This window comes from Dyadobacter sp. CY345 (assembly GCF_021502725.1).
Taxonomy (GTDB): domain Bacteria; phylum Bacteroidota; class Bacteroidia; order Cytophagales; family Spirosomataceae; genus Dyadobacter.
In genome coordinates this window covers 2,134,816-2,156,026 of sequence record NZ_JAKFFS010000001.1, presented here as the reverse complement: position 1 = coordinate 2,156,026, position 21,211 = coordinate 2,134,816, and the positions used below count along the sequence as shown (strand labels likewise).

At 41.1% G+C, this 21,211-nt stretch carries 17 protein-coding genes; 9 read left to right on the top strand and 8 right to left on the bottom strand.

Annotation, left to right across the window (positions count from 1 at the left end):
• Window positions 1-241 precede the first annotated feature (241 nt).
• On the top strand, window positions 242-547 hold the full coding sequence (locus L0657_RS09100) for a hypothetical protein (protein ID WP_235150271.1): 306 nt from the start codon (window positions 242-244) through the stop codon (window positions 545-547).
• A 195-nt stretch (window positions 548-742) separates the two neighbouring features.
• On the opposite strand, the gene L0657_RS09095 is transcribed toward L0657_RS09100, so the two are convergent.
• Both L0657_RS09095 and L0657_RS09090 read right to left on the bottom strand, forming a co-directional pair.
• Entirely contained in the window at window positions 743-2,005 is a 1,263-nt protein-coding gene (locus L0657_RS09095) for an Hsp70 family protein (RefSeq protein ID WP_235150270.1), read from the bottom strand.
• Between the two features lie 108 nt (window positions 2,006-2,113).
• The gene (locus L0657_RS09090; protein WP_235150269.1) at window positions 2,114-4,900 is read right to left on the bottom strand and encodes a PAS domain-containing protein; all 2,787 of its coding nucleotides are present in this window, start codon (window positions 4,898-4,900) and stop codon (window positions 2,114-2,116) included.
• 334 nt (window positions 4,901-5,234) lie between these two features.
• Between L0657_RS09090 and L0657_RS09085 the strand changes: the two genes are divergently transcribed.
• From L0657_RS09085 to L0657_RS09075, 3 genes are all read left to right on the top strand, one after another.
• A complete protein-coding gene (locus tag L0657_RS09085; protein WP_235150268.1) occupies window positions 5,235-6,410 on the top strand; it encodes a Gfo/Idh/MocA family protein in 1,176 nt (391 codons plus the stop codon).
• A gap of 141 nt (window positions 6,411-6,551) precedes the next feature.
• Window positions 6,552-7,982, top strand: coding sequence for a sigma-54 dependent transcriptional regulator (locus tag L0657_RS09080; RefSeq protein WP_235150267.1), 1,431 nt, complete (start codon window positions 6,552-6,554; stop codon window positions 7,980-7,982).
• 235 nt (window positions 7,983-8,217) lie between these two features.
• Window positions 8,218-9,066 (top strand): aldo/keto reductase, encoded by an 849-nt coding sequence (locus L0657_RS09075; RefSeq protein ID WP_235150266.1) that lies wholly within the window; start codon window positions 8,218-8,220, stop codon window positions 9,064-9,066.
• A 71-nt stretch (window positions 9,067-9,137) separates the two neighbouring features.
• On the opposite strand, the gene L0657_RS09070 is transcribed toward L0657_RS09075, so the two are convergent.
• Window positions 9,138-9,575: a response regulator gene (locus tag L0657_RS09070; RefSeq protein ID WP_235150265.1), complete on the bottom strand. Its 438-nt coding sequence runs from the start codon at window positions 9,573-9,575 to the stop codon at window positions 9,138-9,140.
• Between the two features lie 473 nt (window positions 9,576-10,048).
• Here L0657_RS09070 and tkt point away from each other — a divergent pair, with 473 nt between their 5' ends.
• The 5 genes from tkt (at window position 10,049) to zwf (ending at window position 16,875) form a co-directional block, all read left to right on the top strand.
• Window positions 10,049-12,061: a transketolase gene (gene tkt / locus L0657_RS09065; RefSeq protein WP_235150264.1), complete on the top strand. Its 2,013-nt coding sequence runs from the start codon at window positions 10,049-10,051 to the stop codon at window positions 12,059-12,061.
• Window positions 12,062-12,166: 105 nt separating this feature from the next.
• Window positions 12,167-13,267, top strand: a complete 1,101-nt coding sequence (tal, locus tag L0657_RS09060; RefSeq protein ID WP_235150263.1) for a transaldolase — start codon at window positions 12,167-12,169, stop codon at window positions 13,265-13,267.
• An 8-nt stretch (window positions 13,268-13,275) separates the two neighbouring features.
• Window positions 13,276-13,905 (top strand): HAD family hydrolase, encoded by a 630-nt coding sequence (locus L0657_RS09055; protein ID WP_235150262.1) that lies wholly within the window; start codon window positions 13,276-13,278, stop codon window positions 13,903-13,905.
• Window positions 13,902-15,335 carry an NADP-dependent phosphogluconate dehydrogenase gene (gndA, locus tag L0657_RS09050; protein WP_235150261.1) on the top strand — a complete coding sequence of 478 codons (1,434 nt, stop codon included), beginning with the start codon at window positions 13,902-13,904 and terminating at the stop codon, window positions 15,333-15,335. The genes L0657_RS09055 and gndA overlap by 4 nt, the downstream gene beginning before the upstream one ends.
• A gap of 25 nt (window positions 15,336-15,360) precedes the next feature.
• Window positions 15,361-16,875, top strand: coding sequence for a glucose-6-phosphate dehydrogenase (zwf, locus tag L0657_RS09045; RefSeq protein ID WP_235150260.1), 1,515 nt, complete (start codon window positions 15,361-15,363; stop codon window positions 16,873-16,875).
• A gap of 84 nt (window positions 16,876-16,959) precedes the next feature.
• Here the strand turns inward: zwf and L0657_RS09040 are convergent, their stop codons facing one another.
• The 5 genes from L0657_RS09040 to L0657_RS09020 all read right to left on the bottom strand — a co-directional run bounded on the left by L0657_RS09040 (window position 16,960) and on the right by L0657_RS09020 (window position 21,194).
• Window positions 16,960-17,592 (bottom strand): HD domain-containing protein, encoded by a 633-nt coding sequence (locus tag L0657_RS09040; RefSeq protein ID WP_235150259.1) that lies wholly within the window; start codon window positions 17,590-17,592, stop codon window positions 16,960-16,962.
• Window positions 17,593-17,855: 263 nt separating this feature from the next.
• Window positions 17,856-18,296 (bottom strand): PepSY-like domain-containing protein, encoded by a 441-nt coding sequence (locus L0657_RS09035; protein ID WP_235150258.1) that lies wholly within the window; start codon window positions 18,294-18,296, stop codon window positions 17,856-17,858.
• Between the two features lie 60 nt (window positions 18,297-18,356).
• On the bottom strand, window positions 18,357-19,181 hold the full coding sequence (locus L0657_RS09030) for an HAEPLYID family protein (protein WP_235150257.1): 825 nt from the start codon (window positions 19,179-19,181) through the stop codon (window positions 18,357-18,359).
• A gap of 76 nt (window positions 19,182-19,257) precedes the next feature.
• Window positions 19,258-20,520 (bottom strand): HAMP domain-containing sensor histidine kinase, encoded by a 1,263-nt coding sequence (locus tag L0657_RS09025; protein WP_235150256.1) that lies wholly within the window; start codon window positions 20,518-20,520, stop codon window positions 19,258-19,260.
• Window positions 20,517-21,194: a response regulator transcription factor gene (locus L0657_RS09020; protein WP_235150255.1), complete on the bottom strand. Its 678-nt coding sequence runs from the start codon at window positions 21,192-21,194 to the stop codon at window positions 20,517-20,519. The genes L0657_RS09025 and L0657_RS09020 overlap by 4 nt, the downstream gene beginning before the upstream one ends.
• Window positions 21,195-21,211 lie beyond the last annotated feature (17 nt).

Below are 21,211 nucleotides of genomic sequence, written 5' to 3'. Positions count from 1 at the left end.
AATGTGTGGCTTCATTAAAAGCTAATTTCAATAAATAAATTCATATTCCAATTCCGTGTACCAATCAATTCAATGGCGAGATATTCAACAACCTGGGGTATCTAGTAAACACCTTTCAGCTATATTTATAATTACAAGTTATTAGTTATCAGCACATTGAATCGACAGGCATAATACTATTACAAGACTTCACAACGTGCAAGGGCACAGTAATACTGATTTAATAAAATAAACACAGATTATGAAAAAGTTAATAATGTCGGCCGTGGCCTTAACACTTATATCTTTTGCCTCTGTTCAGGCTAATCCAGTTCTAAAAACGAAGGCAGAAATTAATATTAACCAAGACAAGGTTTCAGTAAAACCAGAGGATCTTCCCGCCGCAGTCAAAGAGACCATAAGCAGCGAAGCATTTGCGGGATGGACAGTTGTTGAAGCATTTCTGGTAACCGCTGACGATAAGACGCAATATTATGACTTATCGGTCAAAAAAGGTAAGGAAGCCGCCCGTGTAAAACTCGATAAAAACGGACGTAACGTAGAATAATTTTCAAATAGTAATAACATCAATTCTTTACTCAACGTTGATATAACCGGAGCTTGCTCCGGTTTTTTTTGTTATATTACATTACTAAGGTTCGAAATCTAAATTGAAGTTTCATACAGGAAATATTAATATATCAAACCTGTTTTACTTTAAATATAAATTAAAAAAGAGCTCCAAAGAAGCTCCGTTTAGCGATTAAATTCTACCAAACTTGTTTTGGGAATCATAGGCGAGACCAAGCCCCACACTGGAAAGCTTATTCTCATCAGCCAGTGCAGCATTTGGAAATAGTTTCTTGAATTCTGACTGAATCAACGGAACTTCTGTCGATCCTCCTGTAAGAATTACCAAATCTATATCCTCTTTTTGAACCCCGGCATCAGACAAACACTGCAAAGCAGAATTGGAAATTTTTTCAATTTTCTGAAAAATAGCCTCGTCAAACTGCTCCCGGGTAACTCTTGTTGTCAGCCCGTCTTCAAGAAAGTCAAAAGGCGCGTCATATTCAGCTTTTGACGTCAGTGCGATTTTAGTTTCTTCCGTAGCAGCCAATAAGGTATGGCCCGTTTCCTGTTCCAATACTTGTAAAAGTCTTTTATAACGGGTTTTGTCGTGCGCCTCAAACAAGATTTGTTTTGTCTGGGAGATTATTTTTGTGGTGTATAAAAAGTTAACTTTACTCCACTCTGATAAGTCAAAATAATGATATAATGGCACTTCCAGGTTTTTGGCGCCGTATGTACTTCTATACCCAAGCTCAGGCATAATGGCAGCCAAGCTCAAATCTTTATCAAAGTCATTTCCGCCAACCCGGATACCTGTATTAGCAAGAATATCAGACGTGCGATCGGCTTTATGAATGTATTTGTTGGATAAACGAATAACGGTAAAATCAGAAGTACCTCCGCCCAGATCGACTACAATTGCTAATTTTTCACCCGAAATATTAATCTCATGTGCGAACGCTGCTGCAATCGGTTCAAATTGAAAATCAATATTTTTAAAACCTAATTGTCTGGCAATTTCTTTCAATTCTGCTTCTGCTCTTAAATCCGCCGCACTGTCTCCATCTACGAAGTGCACCGGCCTACCCATTACTACGCTTTCAATTTCCAGCCCTGCTTCTGCGTCAGCTTTATCTTTTAAGTTTTTTAGAAATGAAGTAATAATCTCATTGAAACGCATTAGTTCTCCATTTACCATGGTTCCCTGGCGCATCACTGGAGTACCTAAAACACGTTTCAGACTTCGCATGAAGCGGCCTGGATTTCTTTCCAGAAACATATTCACGGCCGCTCGTCCATAAAAGGGTATATTCCCCTTGCGCAGAAAAAACATGGCACTTGGTGTTGTCGTACTTGAACCTTCTACCTCAACGAGATGGACGTTACCCTGATTTGCTATTGCTATGCTTGAATTGGAAGTTCCGAAATCGATTCCGCAGGAAATACTGGTCATTATAATCTGTAAAAATTTGGGCGCGCAATGTCCGATTTTTTATCAAATTTTACAATTTACAACCGTATTATTATCGATAGCATTCAAATTTAGAATTTTGAAATTGTCTTAGCCATTTTGTTCTGGCAGATAAATGATAAAGGTTGCGCCCCTACCTTCCTCACTTACAGCAGTTAAATATCCGTTGTGATTTTGGACAACTTTCCGGCATAACGCCAAACCAATACCCGAGCCGGAGTATTCACTTCTTCCATGCAGACGCTGAAACATTTGAAAAATTCTGTCCAGGTTATCCATATTAAATCCAATCCCGTTATCCTCAATTTCTATTTTAACGTAGCTCTGTTCTGGTGAAAGGTCAGACGAAATTTCAGAATCAGTCTGAGATACTCTTGAACTACGGATTTGAATAATGGGTTTTTGCTCGTGGTTCCTGTATTTTACAGCGTTACTGATAATATTTTGGAAAAGCTGTGCGAATTGACGGGCATTTCCCCAAACCGGGATAAGTTCTCCTGTAATAATATGGGCACCGGATTCCTGCACGACAATCTCTAAATCAGATAAAACTTCCGCTACAACTCTGTTCATATTTACCACTGCAAACTCGCCGTCGCGCGTTGAAAGTCTTGAATAAGCAAGCAGATCGTCAATCATCGCCGACATCCTTTTTCCGGCGTCCTGCATTCGGTTCAGCATAAAGACACCGGTGTCATCCAGAACATCTTCGTACTGTGTCTGCAGCCGCGAACTAAATGCCTGAATTTTCCGAAGCGGTTCCTGCATGTCGTGGCTGGCGGCATAAGCAAATTGTTGAAGATTTGCATTAGAAAGGGTCAAATCGTGGTTGGCCTTCCGAAGCTCGTTCGTACTTTTTTGCACGCGGTTTTCCAGTTCGCTGGCCAGCTGACGGTATTTATCCTGACTTTTTTCAAGCATAGTCCTATACTCAATCTGCGAGGTCACGTCAATAGCTATATCAACAATTGCATAAATCACACCGTTTTCATTACGTAAAGGCTGATAGGTAAAATCAAAATAAAAGGTTTTCATGACGCCGTCTATTACCAGATCAGCTCTTGCCGCGTCTGAATGATAAGCGATACCAGTGGTGTAAACATCATCAAGAATCTGCATAAAGGGTTGATCCAAAAGCTCAGGCAGCACGTCAGCTAGCTTTTTACCAGCAACATCGTTACCTTTTCCGAAAATTTTGAGAATTGCGTCGTTTGGATTTTCGATAATCAAATCCCGCCCTTTAAAAAGGCAAATGGCAATAGGCGCCTCCTCGATCAGATTTCTAAACTTCCGCTCGCTTTCAGCTATTTTCAGCTTTGTCTGGACTTGCTCGGTAATTTCACTGGCAACAATAATAATTCCTGTAACCGTTTCTGATTCAAATAATGGAGTATAAACAAAATTGAAATACACATCCTCTTTCTGTCCGTTTCTTATCAATTCAACCCTGCTCTCCAAACCATGATAAGGCACACCAGAATTATAGACATTTGCCAGAATTTCCGGGTACGCCTGCCCTGCCAGTTCAGGTAATCCTTCAATGAGCGGCATTCCAATAACACTTTCATCCTTTCCCCAGACCTGAAGAATGCAAGGATTTGCCTCCTCTATGATAAAATTTTCTCCCTTCAGAAGTCCTATGGCAACGGGAGCCTTGCCCATTAACGTTCTAAGTTTTGCCTCACTCTCAGAAAGCTTTTTCTCCGCTTCCACGCTATCTGTAATATCCAACACGATCCCAGACAGGGTAATGGCTTTACCGGAAGCGTCAACCAGGTTTTTACCGATAACTCGCACCCAATGCTCTGAGCCGTCCTGCCAGATAAATCTCGCTTCATAGCTCAAAACGCCAGTCTTCCTCAACAGTGCCAGCGCCTCATCACGAAACGGAAGATCGTCCCTATGAATATGATCAACAAAAACCTTTCCGCTTTTTGCAACGAACTCTGTACCTGTAAGAATCCTGACGAAAGTTGGTGAATAAGTGATTTCATTCGTTGCCAGATCCAAAACAAACGAACCTGCCCCAAAACCCTCGATGGCAATGGAGGCTTGATGATCAGCTATTGCTGCCTTTTCTCTGGATAAGACCTGATCAGTAATATCTTTCGTCACCCCTGAAAAGCGATAAGGTTTGTTATCTGTCCCAAAGTAAGCTTGCCCTGACGAATGAATCCATCTCAAACTATTGCTCTTTGGGTCGCAAATTCTGTATTCAATATCAAAATAACCTCCCGAATCCCTGGTAAGCGCACGATTTACGGCCTCAGTTAGTCGGTCTCGATCTTCCGGATGAGCATTTTCTAACATTTGGGTAGATGGGACGGATTGCGCATTTGTAAATCCGTGAAGCCTTTGAGTTCCTTCTCCCCAGTGAACGATCTGGTTTTGTGTATCGATGTCCCACGTAAATAACTGAGCTGATGAAAGGGCAAATAGAAGGCGGGCTTCGCTTTCTTCCAGCGCTTTCTGCATCAAAACTTGTTCCGATGTATCTTGCATGGATGCTACCATACGCACAGGTTTGCCGCCATCGATAATCGTATAACCCCGGTCGTGAACAAATGCGTAGGATCCATCAGCTCGCCTGAACCGGTAATGTTCAGACCAATTCGATTCTTTTTTTTCTATCAATTTGTGGATACTCGTAATGACGCGTTCCTGATCCTCAGGATGGATTCTGTTATACCAGGAGTCGGGTCCAGGTTCCAGATCCTCGGTTATATAACCAAAAAGAGATTCCATCACGTCATTCCACCAAAGTGTCTTTTTTTCAAGATCCCAGTCACGGATTACATCATGGGTTGCCTTTGCCACCAGATCAAATCTCTCCTGTAACAGAAGACGATCATTAACGGAGCTTTTTTTATCATTCATTAGTAGCGTATTATAACTTGAAATTTGGCTAGATTTTATCGAGATGCAACTTTAATCGTAACAGCTTCAGACAGGGCATCAAGATAAATTTAATGTCCGATAAACTTTAACAAAATATGTACCAATTGATATCTACTTATAGTTTGCTTCTAAAATCTGATGTTTTCTATCTCATTTTGCGATTACCCAGCCAATGGGCGTAATTCAATTCAATTACATATTTTCGATGAATATGAACATTTACACATCACATTAAGGGTAGTTAATTGGGAAATTAGTCTTCCTGTTTAATAGAAAATGTTACAAAAAAGAAACACTTCCCATTTCAGCCAAAATGAAAAAAACAGAAGATAACCGACGTGAATTTATTCGCAGCACCGTAGGTACCGCCGCTGGAATTATGATGATGTCTTCCCTTCCGGGCGAGGCTAAAAATAGCGCCGTCTCCATAGGAACATTGAAATCTGAAACGGTCGAGAAAGAAATAGTGGAGCCTGGCAGAATCAAATTTGCGGTGATCGGTATGAACCATGGGCACATATACGGACAAGTTGAAGCAGTAATTCGCGGCGGCGGACAGCTCGTCGCATATTATGCCGCTGAGGCTGATCTTACGGCAGCTTTTGGCAAAAGATATCCTGACGCGAAGATGGTGGCGAACGAAAAAGAAATACTGGATGACAAATCTATTCAGCTTGTATTAAGTTCAGCAATTCCCGATCAGCGTGCCCCGATCGGTATTCGAGTTATGCAGAGCGGTAAGGATTATATGGCTGACAAACCAGGAATTACTTCTCTGGAACAGCTTGCTCAGGTTCGGAAAGTTCAAAAGGAAACCGGCCGGATTTATTCTATCATGTACAGTGAGCGGCTCGAAAACCGGGCAACTGTGAAAGCTGGTGAACTTGTGAAATCCGGTGCAATTGGGAAGGTAATCCAAACCATTGGACTTGGACCTCACCGTATGTCAGCCAGTTCCAGACCCGAATGGTTTTTTGATGCAAAACGGTATGGCGGTGTCATTTGTGATATCGCGTCTCATCAATTTGATCAATTTTTATTTTTTACCGGATCAACCAAGGCAGAGGTTGTCGCTTCGCAGATTGGCAACGTCAGCCATCCGCAATATCCGAAATTTGAGGATTTTGGCGATTGCATGATTCGGGGAAATGGCGGTACAGGCTACATCCGTGTGGACTGGTTCACGCCGGACGGTTTAAAAAGCTGGGGCGACGGTCGCTTAACAATTTTGGGAACAGAGGGGTTTATTGAAATTCGCAAGAATGTCGATATCGCAGGACGCGATGGTGGCAATCACCTATTTCTGGTAACACAAAAAGAAACGCAATATATCGATTGCAGCAAAGAACCACTGCCTTACGGAAAACAGCTTGTAGAGGATGTTTTGAACAGAACTGAAACTGCGATGTCGCAAGAGCATTGTTTCCTTGCAACAGAACTCTCGCTGAAAGCTCAAAAACAAGCGCAGTTGGTAAAACTGACTGTTTGACAACGAAAAACACATTGATATTTTATCAACAGACTAGTACATATCATCGTTTAAAAATAAAACCTGAATTAAAATAGTTTACTTGCAGTTCGACAAAACCATTAAGTACCAGCCAACTTTTTGAGCGCCAAACTGCATGCAATGATGTGTGACAAGATCCTGATCGTTGAAGACGAATATATCGTGGCTGGCGATATTCGTATTACTTTGGAAAATGCGGGATACACAGTTTGTAGTATCGCCTTTTCTGTGGACGAAGCACTGGAAATAATCGCTAATGAAAAGCCATGCCTGATCGTCCTGGATATTTACCTCCAAGGCGCCCGCACAGGAATTGACCTTGCGTTGTTACTCAATGAAATGAATCTGCCTTTCATTTATTTATCTGCAAATTCAAGCACTCAGGTATTGCAGGCAGCCAAAGCGACGAATCCTTATGGATTTCTTGTCAAGCCATTTCGTGAAAAAGATTTGCTGGTAACACTGGACATCGCCCAGTATCGCCATCATTATGATCAGCAACAAAAACCTAAACTTCGCAATATTTCCGAATATCAAAGTGCTTTCAAATCAACCTTTTCTGAAAGGGCGGATATTGATAAAAGTAAAATCGAATTTGAGGGAATTATCGGAACCAGTGAAGGCATGCAGGAAGTTTTCGAACTTGTTATGCAGGTTGCAGCCAGCACAACATCGGTTTTGATTTTAGGTGAAAGTGGTACAGGAAAAGAGGGAATAGCCTCAATTATCCACAAACTATCCCCGCGAAAAAACAAACCTTTTATCAAAGTTAATTGCGCAGCGCTCCCTGCAAATCTGATTGAATCCGAATTTTTTGGGCATGAAAAAGGCTCTTTTACAGGTGCTTATGAAAGGCGTATTGGAAAGTTTGAGCAAGCTTCCGGCGGTACGATAATGCTGGACGAGATCGGTGAGATGCCGGTGGATTTCCAGGTCAAACTGCTCCGGGTTTTACAGGAAAAAGAAATCGAGCGAATTGGCGGAAAGGGTTCTATTAAAATAGATGTTCGTGTGATAGCCGCGACCAGCCGTAATCTGGAAAAAGAAATAGCAAGCGGTCGTTTTCGGCTTGACCTGTATTACCGGCTTTTCGTTTTTCCTATTGTGCTGCCGCCTTTGCGTGAGCGGCCCGTGGATATCCCCTTACTAGCTTTCCACTTTCTGAAATATTATGCCAAACTAACCGGTAAACGCGTAGATTCGATTTCAGATTCTGCGATGGAACGGTTAATAACTTACGCCTGGCCAGGAAATGTCAGAGAGTTACAACATTTGATAGAGCGAAGCGTGTTACTGACATCCGGCAAACAGATAGAAGAACTCACGTTACCATTTCCCAATGACGCAAAAGTTGACATTGCAGCGAGAAACACTGGTTTTGCAGTAAAAACAATGGAAGAGCTTGAACGGGATCACATACTTTCTGTTTTGAGAAAATGCAATAACAGAATCTCCGGACCTAATGGAGCAGCGGTACTGCTGGATCTGCCCGTATCAACAATGGTAAGCAAAATGAAAAAACTCGGCATCGTAAAAATCAATATCGCTTAATTATTACTGCTACCATTTTGATCATCTCTCACTAATTTAACTTCACCAAAACATGACGTTCCAAGATTTCTTAAAGTCAATTTATTATCAAGTATAATCTCGATCAGGATTTTTCAGGCTGATACCTGGCATAAAAATTAAGCTGACTGTTAAGATTTGAACTAAAAATACCAATCAGGTATTTTAGGATCAGGAAATTTTATATACACGTTTTTCAATTAGAACATTAAATAAAATGTCAGCAGATTCGAAAATATCATTAACCTATAAAATAGGTGATGAAATAGAAATTAAACGTTTAGGTTATGGTGCAATGCAATTGACAGGCTCAGGCGTGTTTGGCGAGGTTGCGGACAGACCTAACGCTATAAAAGTTTTACAGGAAGCTGTTGCATCAGGCGTCAACTTCATTGACACAGCAGACGCTTACGGTCCTCACTTCAACGAATCATTAATTGCCGATGCTTTGCAGCCTTATAAACACGATCTCGTTATTGCCACCAAAGGTGGATTCAATCGTCCGGGACCAAATGAATGGGTGCCGAACGGAGATCCAAAATTCATCAGTGAAAACATTGAGGGAAGTTTGAAAAGATTAAAAGTTGATACGATCGACCTTTGGCAGCTTCACCGTTTTGATCCAAAAATTCCTGTTGAAGAAACGCTTGCTCCTGTTGCAGAGGCAGTAAAAACAGGTAAAATTAAATATGTCGGCTTATCCGAAGTGAACATTGAACAGATCGAACGGGCAGAAAAAGTTATATCAATCGTATCGGTTCAAAATCTTTACAACCTCGGTAACAGACAGTGGGAAGAAATTGTAGATTATACTGCCAAAAAAGGGCAAGCTTTTATACCATGGTACCCACTGGCGTCAGGGCCTCAGAAGCTTGCAGAAAAACTTGGTAGGATCGCCGCAGATCATAAGGCCACAACTGCACAAATTGCACTCGCGTGGCTTCTAAGGAGATCTCCAAATATACTATTGATCCCGGGAACCAAGTCCATTGGTCACTTACATGAAAATTTGAAAGCTGCGGACATCCAATTGACGGATGAAGAATTCGAACAGCTTTCTAAGTAGATTTTAATTGTTTTACAAGACGCGGTTTCCGAAACATTCAGGAGCCGCGAGTTGTTTTAAACATAGATACACTACTTACTGCTAACGGTGAAATTATTTGGATGCAGGCAGGATTTCCAATATTCAACAATCAATTCGATTTGTTGTCTAAAGGCATCAAAACCGCTCGCCTTTTGGTAATATCCCTGAATCGTCGAAGCATAAGCCTCCTCCACCAACTTCGGACTTCCCGAGGTGCTTAAAAAAACAAATGGGATAGATTTCCTTTTTAAATATTCTTCGCTATCGATTCTCTGACGCAATTCAAGGCCATTCATAATCGGCATATTGATATCGCAAAGGATCAGGAATGGCTGTTCGGTTGTAACTTCCAGGTATTGAAGCGCTTCAAGCCCATTATTAAAAAAATGAACAGTATTCGGTATTTTCATTTCATCCAGCACACTTTTTAAAAGGTACTGATCATCTGCGTCGTCCTCAATTGAAATTATCGGGCCCCTCAATGACATATTTCAAAGTTAACTGGTTAATACTTACTACAAAGATCGTAACTAATTTCTATTTACAAGTTTTTCAGGATTTTTCCAAAACTGCACCTCACCCTCTTCCTGACTAATTTTAATCAAAACATAATCCACTGATATGTACAACAAAATCGATAAAACAGCTCTTTATGAATTAATTATATAAGCCCAACTTTGTCATTCAAAAAACTCGGCTTGATAAATTGCCCACATCATCGATATCCACCTGGCAGCAACTCAGATTAAAATATTTGGCATAAATGTTATACTAAACCTCTCTGCCGGATAAGAATAGAATTTTTAAAACAAGTCAGGTAACTTAATTTTTAATTGGTGAAATTATAAAATCAGTTTGAAAAAGTATTGATTAAATATGTACTTAAAAGGTCAGGTCATGCTTTCGAGAGTAACCGTTTAATAGTTTTACCAAGATAACTAATCAATCAGCATAGCTTAAAATGGGATCAGATACGAAGGAAATTGAACAATTAGGCATCAACACCGCAAGATTATTGTCCGTTGATGCAGTGCAAAAAGCAAATTCGGGACATCCTGGAATGCCAATGGGAGCCGCGCCAATGGCCCATGTTTTATGGTCGCATTTTATGCACTATAATCCTAAAAATCCAGATTGGCCAAACCGGGACAGATTTGTTTTATCCGCGGGCCATGGATGTATGCTTCAATACAGCTATCTGCATTTGACAGGTTACGATCTTTCACTCGACGACCTCAAAAATTTCAGACAACTTAATAGTAAAACAGCAGGACACCCGGAATATGGACTTGCTCCCGGAATCGACGTAACAACAGGACCCTTAGGCCAGGGATTTGCCAATGGCGTTGGATTTGCAATCGCCCAGAAACATCTTGCAGCGAGGTATAATAGACCTGGTTTTGACATTTTTGATTACAATGTCTACGCAATTTGCAGTGACGGCGATATGATGGAAGGCGTAACTTCCGAAGCAGCGTCGCTGGCGGGACATTTGGAATTAGGGAATATCATCTATCTGTATGATGATAACCATATTTCGATCGAAGGCACGACAGATATCGCTTTTACTGAAGATGTGGCAAAACGCTTCGAGTCGTACGGCTGGCATGTGCAAGTTGTCGAAGATGGAAATGATATCAGTGCTCTCAACATTGCTGTAAGAAATGCACAGGGAGAAAAAAACCGTCCCTCACTTATCAAAGTTCGCACGCAGATCGCCTATGGAAGTCCGAACAAAGTAGATACGGCTGGTTCTCACGGATCTCCGCTGGGCGCAGACGAAGTTAAGCTGGTTAAAGAATTTTTCGGCTTCGACCCGGAACAATCTTTTGTCGTGCCGGAGGAAGTCGCTGCATACTACCAGGGTGTCGGAGAAAAAGGTACGAAACTCGAAGAAAAATGGAACGAGCTTTTCAGTGAATACAAGGAAAAATTCCCTGATCTGGCGGCAGAATATGAACTGGCAATTAGCGGAGAATTGCCCGATGGCTGGCTCGACAATCTTCCTGTTTTCGAAGCTGCTGACAAAAAAATGGCGACACGCCAGGCCTCGGGAAAAGTGCTGAATGCAATCGCAGCAAGCATTCCAGGTTTGATAGGCGGAGCAGCTGATTTGGCTCCCTCCACCGATACGAATCTCAAAGAATTTGATTCCTTCACGCCTGAAAAAAGAGATGGAAGAAATTTCCATTTTGGGATACGCGAGCATGCGATGGGTTCAGCGTTAAATGGAATGGCCCTTACCAAGGGATTGATACCTTTTGGCGCAACATTTCTGATCTTTTCAGAATATATGCGCCCACCGATTCGTTTGGCGGCAATTATGAAGATCAAGCCAATATTTGTTTATACCCATGACAGTATCGGTCTCGGAGAAGACGGCACGACACATCAGCCTGTTGAACAATTGATATCACTTCGCTCGATTCCGAATATCACTGTCATTCGCCCTGCTGATGCTAACGAAACTGCGCAGGCCTGGCGTGTTGCGTTGGAACATAAGGGCGGGCCGGTTGTATTGGTTTTTACACGTCAGGGTTTGACAATTTTGGATCAGACAAAATATGGCGATGCAAAACAGTTAGAAAAAGGTGCTTATGTACTTTCTGATTCAGAGAAGACACCGGATTTAATTTTAATTGCAACCGGTTCGGAGGTTGAATTGATTATGTCGGCGCAGGCGAAGTTGAAAGAGGAAGGAATTGCGGCAAGAGTGGTGAGTATGCCGTCCTGGGAATTATTTGAAAAGCAGGATGCAGCATACAAGGAAGAAGTTTTCCCGAATGCAATCAGAAAACGTCTTGCCGTTGAAACAGGCTCTCCGCTGGGATGGCATAAATACGTAACGGACGAAGGCGACATCATTGCGATGACAACTTTTGGGGAATCTGCGCCTGCCGATGAATTGTATAAAGTTTTCGGTTTTACGGTCGAAAATGTAATTAATAAGGCGAAAGCTTTGTTGAATAAATAAGGCGCAACTCGAAAAATGTGGTTCTGCTAGGGTTAGAACCACATTTTTCTCGTCCTGATTTAATAAATTGTAAAAGGTATTTTTTAATTCAAATAACAGTTAATTATGGCAAGTAACAAAGTAAAACAGATCCACGATTTTGGACAAAGCATCTGGTTGGATTTCATTGACCGTAAGATTATTAACACCGGTGAATTAAAAAAACTGGTTGAAGAAGACGGCGTAAGAGGCGTTACTTCCAACCCGGCTATTTTCGAAAAAGCCATCAGCAGCAGCTCAGACTACGATGCAGATATCAATGAATTATCAAAAGGTGATAAAACCAACGAAGAGATTTTTTTTGGTCTTGCTGTAAGTGATATAAAACGTGCATGTGACCTTTTGCGCCCGGTTTATGATGCAGAAATTGTTGGTGCAGATGGATATGTAAGTCTTGAAGTATCGCCATTCCTTGCGTTAAATACAGAAGGAACGATCAAACAAGCACTTGAACTTTGGAAAGCGGTTGATAAGGAAAATGTGATGATCAAGATTCCAGGAACTGAACCTGGTCTTCCTGCAATCCAAAAAGCAATTGCTGAGGGCTTGAACATCAACGTTACCTTGCTTTTTGGCCTGGATCGTTACGAAGCAGTTACCGAAGCGTATATCAAAGGTTTGGAAGAGAGAGCCGAAAAAGGCTTGCCAATTGATAAAATTTCATCCGTTGCAAGTTTCTTCCTTAGCCGTATTGACGTTCTGGTTGATCCAATGCTGGATGAAAAAGGACTTGGTGAGCTTAAAGGCGAAGTGGCAATTGCTTCTGCTAAAAAGGCTTATGAAATTTATAAACGCGTATTCAGCACTGAACGCTGGAAAAAACTGGCTGATAAAGGTGCCGTTCCACAACGTCTTCTTTGGGCAAGTACAAGCAGCAAGAACCCTGCCTTCAAAGATACAAAATATGTAGAAGCGCTTATTGGCCCTGATACAGTTGATACTATTCCATTGGATACATTGGAAGCATACCGTGATCATGGCGATCCTGCGAGCCGTCTGGAAGATGATCTTGAAGGAGCAACAGAAATCATGGAAAAAATCAAAGCGGCTGGTATTGATATCGACGCAGTGACTAAGCAATTGGAAGACGAAGGAATTGATAAGTTTAATAAGCCTTTTGAAAAATTATTACAGGCTATTGAAGACCAAAAATCCAAAGTCAACTAAAAGCAATAATGGAAAGTACTGATCTTAAAATTCTGTTTTTTGATATCGGTGGCGTGCTCCTCAGCAATGGCTGGGGGCACGAATCCCGCAAAATTGCCTCCGAACAGTTCGGTCTCGACTACAATGAAGTTAATGTGTTACATAATTTCATTTTTAATGTGTATGAAATTGGCAGCATAACACTTGACGAATATCTGGACACTGTCATCTTTAATCATCCCCGCGACTTCGCAAGAGAAGATTTTAAGGCATTTATCTACGCACAATCTGTCGAACTGCCGGATATGCTTAAATGGCTGAAAGAGTGGAAAAAAGACTGCGGTTTCCGCGTTATTTCCATCAATAATGAAGGCAAGGAATTAAATGATTATCGCGTCCGGAAGTTCAAACTCCATGAATGTTTTGATGCCTTTATTTCGTCCTGTGAAGTGAAAATGCGTAAACCTGATCCAGGATTGTTCAACCTTGCGATGGGTATCGCGCAGGCCACTCCGGCGCAATGTGTTTATTTCGATGATCGCATTATGTTTACGACCACGGCTCAAAAGTTAGGTATCCGTGCCTTTCATCATACCAGTTTCGAGTCTACGAAAGAAATTCTTGAAGGTCTTAAAAGAGAAAAATTTCCGCAATCATGAGTGAGCAACAATATAATTTTGGTATGATCGGCCTGGGTACCATGGGCCGAAACTTACTTCTCAATATCGGTGACCATGGCTTTGCTGGCGCCGGATATGACAAAGATGCTTCAAAAGGTGCCTTGCTTGAAGAAGAGGGCAAAAATATAAAAGTCAAAGGGTTCAGCGATATCAACGAATTTGTTGCGAGCCTTACCACGCCTCGTGCAATCACAATGCTCGTTCCGGCTGGAAAAATTGTTGATAGTGTTATAGAGGAGCTATTGCCGCTTCTAGACAAAGGCGACATTTTGATTGATGGAGGAAATTCTCACTTTACTGATACCAACCGACGCGTTGAATACCTGCAAAATCTTGGTTTTCATTTCTTTGGAATGGGTATTTCCGGAGGAGAAGAAGGAGCACGACGCGGTCCGAGCATTATGCCTGGTGGCGATAAAAAAGCTTACTCCGTTATGAAGCCCATATTGGAAGCCATCGCTGCAAAAGTCGACGGAGTACCTTGTGTCACGTATATCGGACAAGGTTCGGCAGGTCATTTTGTCAAAATGGTCCATAATGGTATCGAATATGGCATGATGCAATTACTCTCCGAAACATATGAGATTCTGAAAAATGGATTGAAGATGGAAGGTGATGAAATCCAGAAAATATTCGCCAGCTGGAATGAAGGCCGCCTGCAATCATTTTTGGTAGATATTACTGCCGATATTTTTAAATACAAAGAGCCTGGTTCCGATCATTTACTCCTGGATGACATCAAGGATGAAGCCAGAGCGAAAGGAACAGGAAAATGGACTTCGCAGGCTGCCATGGATCTCCAATCTCCAATTCCTACAATCGACACAGCAGTATCAATGCGGGATCTGTCTAAGTATAAAACACTTCGCGAACAGGCATCTGGATTATATAGTGCTGACGAGACGGTTAGTTTTGACGTAGATCAGGAACAGTTCCTGTTAGAACTGGAGCAAGCATTTTATTTCAGCATGATCATAACGTACGCGCAGGGTATGCAGATGCTTTCAAATGCATCAACGGAATATAATTATGGTCTGAACCTTTCGGAAATTGCCAAAATCTGGCGCGGCGGATGTATTATCCGTTCTTCGTTTTTGAACGAAATTTACAATGCCTACGAAAAAGACAACGGACTCCAACATCTTTTGCTTGACGGAAATGTGGCAAAAATAGTGAACGAAACAATTCCGGGAATCCGATCTGTTTTGTCAAAATGTGTGGCGAGCGGCATCGCGGTTCCAGCCTTCGCTTCATCCCTGAGCTATTTCGATTCCTTCCGCAGCAAGAGAATGCCATCAAACCTGATTCAGGCGCAACGCGATTTTTTTGGCGCTCATACTTATGAACTTATTGGGAAAGAAGGTGTTTTTCATACACAATGGGTTCCGAAAAGCGGTTCGGAAATTTAAAAATTGTCTGTAAACCAACGACATCATGTATTCAACACTTAAATCTCAGCCGACGATATTTATTATTTTCGGTGGTACCGGCGATCTTAATTCCCGTAAACTGGCGCCGGCTTTATATAATCTATTTCTAGAAGGCTGGCTTTCAGATGAGTTTGCCATTATCGGAACCGGGAGAACTCCCCTTTCTGACGACGATTTTAAAGTAAAAATCCTTGAAGGTATCAATTCGTTTTCAAGAAGCGGAAAGGCCGCTGACGACAAATGGGCTGAATTTTCAAAGCATCTTTTTTACCAGGTTTCTGACATTAATGATCATGAAACTTATAAAGAGTTCGGTTCGAGAATTGAAGCACACAATGCTGAATGGGGCAAAAAAGCGAACGTAATTTATTATCTGGCTGTTGCCCCGAATTTTTTCCCGATTATTGCTGAAAATATTTCAAAAAGTAATCTGGCTTCTGATCCTGAAAAAACAAGAATCGTTATCGAAAAACCTTTCGGCCACGACCTTGACTCGGCTGTTTCGCTTAACAAACTTCTTTCAGGAATTTTTGACGAAAAACAGATCTATCGTATCGATCATTACCTCGGCAAACAAACGGTACAAAATATCATGGCTTTCCGTTTTGCAAATGCAATTCTGGAACCAATCTGGAACCGGAATTATATCGAGCATGTACAGATTTCTGTAACTGAACAACTTGGCGTAGAAGAGCGTGGTGATTATTACGACGGTTCGGGTGCCATGCGTGATATGATTCAGAATCACTTATTACAACTTCTTTGCCTGGTTGCGATGGAGTCTCCGGTAAGTTTTGACGCAGACGAAATTCGCAATAGAAAAGTGGATGTATTGAAAGCGATGCGCAAATTTACGCCAGAGGATGTTCGTTTGTCAGCGGTTCGAGGGCAATATGGTAGCGGCTGGATGAAAGGACAGGAAGTTCCGGGTTATCGCGAGGAACCAAAAGTCAATCCTGAATCGAACACTGAAACGTTCGCTGCAATTAAATTTTTTGTAGATAACTGGCGCTGGCAAGGAGTTCCGTTTTACGTGCGTACCGGAAAAAGGTTACACCAATCGGCGTCTGTAATCACCATCCAATTTAAAGATGTTCCGCATTTTGTTTTCCCGAAAGAGGCGAATGAAAGCTGGCAGCAAAATCGCCTTATCATCAGTATTCAGCCGGAAATGAGCATACGCCTGCAAGTACAGGCAAAACGTCCGGGCTTGGATATGTATCTGAATGCTGTCGACATGGTTTTTGACTACAAAGGAACGTATACGGAACAGGCGCCGGAAGCTTACGAAACTTTGCTATTGGATACCATGCTGGGAGACCAGACCTTATTCATGCGTGGAGACCAGGTTGAAACTGCCTGGGAGCTAATTATGCCAATTTTAAATGCATGGCAGGGCAGAAAAAGTCTTAACTTTCCAAATTATTCCGCTGATTCATGGGGCCCGGAAATCGCCGAAGCACTTATCGCAAGAGATGGTTTTCACTGGTTTACCTTGCCAATAAAAAGCAAGAAATAATCTGACAGAATTAATAAAAATAAAGGGGAGAAGCCGAAAAGCTCTCCCCTATTTTAGTATCAATTAATTGAAAAAACTATTTGGCTATATATTTGTCGACTGCGTTTTCATTAAAATCCCTCTTTCTTCCTTACGCTTTAGTCTTTCAAGATTTTTCCTTTTCCCAAATTCCAGCAACTCACGCCCGTATCCGGTCTTGAAAAAATGAGATTCCAGAAGGCAAATCGTTGCTTTACGCCATTTACCGCTATCTATTTTACAACCCATTTTGCGTTCGACCTCCTCATGCATCAGCATATCCCTTTCTGAAAATTGTTCTGTTCCAAAGTGAAACAGGTCGGCATCACACATAATTTGCTGCAAAAGATTTTCCGGCTTTTGAGGCATCACAGTTGCCATGATACACTTCTGGATTTCATGGATAAGCTCCTCTCTGACGCCCAATTCTCTTAAAAATCCAGCCGCCATGTCGGCGCCGCGCTGCTCGTGACCGCTTGGCTCTCCTGTGTAGTATCCGGTGTCATGGAACCATGCAGCAGCCACAACGATAAAGGTATCTCTATCATTCAGTCCATAATGATGCGACATCTTCGCAGCATGCGTTACTACGTCAAGCGTGTGAGCAAAATTGTGAAAAGTAAGCGTTGAATCCTCCTTTGCACCATAAAACTGCTCGATATATTGCTCAACCACATTTAGAATTTCCGTATATTTCATATCCTGGAAATAAAAATCGACATCCGACAAAATTCCTGGTTCATCTTAAAATACCATATATTCATCATACAAAACCTGTACCAATTTACAGCAGCAACCAAAATACTTTCTGAATTTATGAATACAGAACGGACTTTTCAAGAAAAAATTTTTCGATCTGCATTTTCCAGTTGGAAATTCTGAAAATAGTGGTCATTGCAATACATAACTAACGTATTTTCTAATCAGATTTTGATATCTTCTGTGAAATCTAGTTGCCGTTATTAGTCTTCCGCCTTTTTGCTGATTACTTTTCCATTTTTATCATAGGTAACGTCCACCTCGGAACCAGTATTTTTTAGTTCAACCTTGTAAGTAACCACACCTGCATTATCTGTCTTTTTCGGGTCATGAATCTTATAACCTTTATAGTCTTTGTTTATTGCCGCCACCACTTCTTTCGGAAGCTGCTCTGATTTTATTTCTTCCTTATGTTTGACAATCTTACCGGATTTTTCCAACCACACTTCGTGATCATCTTTTGCGATTTCAAACTCAGCTTTATACATCTCTGCTTTTAACTTCCACTCAACCTCAGCTGCTTTTGGAAATTGTTGCTTAAATGTGTTTAGTACAACGGACGGCACTTCGGTTTCTTTTAGGTCCTGCCCGAAGCTAACGGTTGCATAAAACATACCACAGACAATAACAATTAACTTTTTCATATGATTTGGATTTAATTTATACAAAATAAATACTCAATTCCGGAAAGAAACTGGAATTTGCTACTTTCTTTTGGGGGGCTCAAATATTATACGGGCCATGAAACTGATGCCATGATCATCTAAATTTACAGGAATTCCAGTCACCAATCCTAAGGCCAGATTAGAGGTTATCATCAATTTCACCTGCGGCCTCACTACAGTAGCAAACTCCCATCCGGAATACTCCTGATTGACTTCCACACCGATCAAATTCCCTCCATTATTTAACTGGTAATGCGTACTTGCGTTTACCTGAAAATACTTTTCCGGATTTCTGTCACCAGAAGTAAATTCCCATTCAGGACCCGTATATATCATCGAGTGAATCCGTTTTCCCCATCGTTTGGCTGCCACAAAAAACGGGTTTAGACTATGTCCTTTTAAAGGTGCAGATCCATGCCTTAATGAATAAAATGAGTGTGTTTTAAATTCATGAATATAACCAATCGCCATCGATAAGTTGTATTTTTGGGCAACCAGAAATGTATATTGGGAGGCCAGTTTTACTCCTTCCATTCTATTTCTTGGCGCCGATTCTCCGTCCTGACGTTCAAATTCAGGCTTATAAAAACTAAATGGTACTTCAACTTCCAATCCTAATCTGTTCACAGGCGAGAACTCATATTCAAAAAAACCTGTGTTGGCAACAAATCCTTTCTGATCTTCCATGCCCCAGCCCAAATTCAATTCTTTTTCGCCCTTTCGTGCACCGAGGTCTCGAATAAGGTCGATAAATAGTGGTTCGGCGTGGTGAATTTTGACAGGAAGGTTTGACAAAGTATCTGATTGTCCAAATGCTGCGGAACAGGTGGCCAGTGCGATGAAGGTTTTGATGATGTGTTTCATACTTCTAACGGTTGATAACACAATGTTAAAAGTCAAAACCGGAAAGAATTGGTAATCGAAATCCTTCGACTTTTATTTAAAAAGTTACGGCCATCTTATGTCCTTCATCAAATTGATAAGTAACGGATAATCCATACAGATCTGAAATTGCCTTGACAATTGCCAGACCAAGCCCAGTATTATTTTTCTCGTTTGATTTTTTATGAAAGCGCTCAAAAATTTTCTCTGCGTTTAGGGCAATTTCGGTTCCGGAATTATGAATTGTAAAAGCATTCGCTTCAATAATAATTTCAACCGTTCCGTTTTCACGATTATGTACAATTGCGTTTTTCAGGAAATTAGTAATAAATATTCCGGCGAGATCTTTATTCATATTAGCACTCAACTGACCATTTTCCTGTATAGAAATCCGGACATTTTTATAATCTGCAAAGTCTGAAAATTCGTCAATCAGATTTTTAAACGTTGCGTTTATATTAACCTGCTCGCGATCCTGAAACTGTTTATTTTCGATTTTTGATAACAACAGAAGAGATTTATTGAGCCTTTTCAAACGTTCCAGAGTTTGTATCACTTGCCCTATGGCGACCAGATTATTTTCAGTCAGATCTTCTCTTTCAGATAATAATTCGAGTTTGTTGATACTGATCGCGAGTGGAGTTTGCAGCTCGTGCGACGCATTTTCAATAAATTGTTTTTGGCCCTGATACGTTTCCAGGGTCCGGTTGAGCAGTAAATGAACAGCCTCATTTAACTCTTTAAATTCTTTGACCTGTGTTTCAGCCGGGGCAATAATGGGATCTTTCCCAAGCTTGAACTGTTTCAACTGATCCAAAAGCAAGTAAAACGGTTTCCAGGTTTTTTTCAGGAGAAAATTATTGACAATCAATATACTTGCGATCATCGCCACGTAGAGCCAAATCAGTGAATAAAGAAGGTCTTCGATCAGATCATCTTCCTCCACCATAGAAGAAATTACCTTTAACTCATAAAATTTATTGTTGAGCGCAAACGCCGAAGTGAGCATTCTGACTGGCTCATAATCTTCCTCATTCAGCATATACATGAGCGTATCCTGATGGACATCCTTCCTTAGAACCGCAACAGATTCAGGTATTTGACGAATTTCATAATTACTTTCTGCAAATTCCTTTTTATTCAAAATACTGGAATCTTCCTCCGCTTTTTTAATAATCAGGAGCTTATAATTTTCCAAACCGTCGTCCAGACTGTCATAGACTTCATCGAGCATATTGATATAGAAAATCGCCGCCCAGATACTGATAATGACAAATAACGTTATGGACAAATATTTTAAAGTATGATTGAGCAGTTTCATACCACAACGAGTTTATAGCCCAATCCATACACCGCCTGAATTTCTATACCTGCGCGGTTTTCTTTCAGCTTTTTACGAAGATTTTTGATCTGTGAATAAATAAATTCATAGTCGTCAGCCTCATCCATATGGTCTCCCCATACATGTTCGGCAAGTGAAGTTTTGTTCACCAACCGATTTTTGTTAACCACCATATAGCTGAGAATGTCAAATTCTTTGCGGTTTAAAGGCAATGGCTGATTGTCAATTTGTAAGGTTCTGTCATCCAGATCCAGCCTTATATTAGCTAAATCAACCGTATTTTTCCCGCCGAACGTTTTTCTGCGTAAAACGGATTTTATACGTGCGTTTAACTCTGCAATATGAAACGGCTTGGTAAGATAATCGTCAGCTCCCAGGTCAAGTCCGGTCAGTTTGTCGTCAAGAGAGTCTTTTGCAGAAATAATGATAACATTATCGGACTTATTCAGTTTTTTTAATTCCTGCAGAATATCCAGTCCACTGCCGCCCGGCAACATGATATCCAACAAAATACAGTCGTAATCAAACGAAATTATTTTGTCCAGCGCACTGCCAAAATCTTCCGCAGTTTCCACGAGAAAATTTTCCTTTTCCAGCGACTGACGGATTACTTCCATCAATTCAGTTTCGTCCTCAATAATCAGTATTTTCATAACCCGTAAATATCAAA